At 64.9% G+C, this 305-nt stretch carries 1 pseudogene; it reads left to right on the forward strand.

The features are described from left to right. Positions 1-305: pseudogene (locus PSV43_RS15875) on the forward strand (hypothetical protein); the annotation flags it as partial.

Consider the following 305-nt stretch of genomic DNA (forward strand, 5'->3'; position numbering starts at 1 on the left):
CCCGCGCCTCGTTGTTTCCACCTTTTGCAAAAAATGCGGTGTTCACCTCAGCATTGTCAAACGCCGGGTCATCGCCTCCGAGGTGACGCGCTCCGGTGCTGGCATGACGGACGCGTGGACCACTGAGCCGAACACAGCGAGCCCAGCCGCAGTGAAGCAAGAGGCAGCGGCCACTCCGATTTCCGCCGCCCCGCCACCTGAGCCCGCCCCTACGGCAGCCGACGGTTTCGGTGCCTTCCTGCAAAGTCAGAACCTGCCCGCACCCGCTGCTGAGACTCCGCCCACTGCGCCGCCAGTTGAAACAG

The sequence above is a fragment of the Prosthecobacter sp. genome (assembly GCF_029946185.1).
Lineage (GTDB): Bacteria > Verrucomicrobiota > Verrucomicrobiia > Verrucomicrobiales > Verrucomicrobiaceae > Prosthecobacter.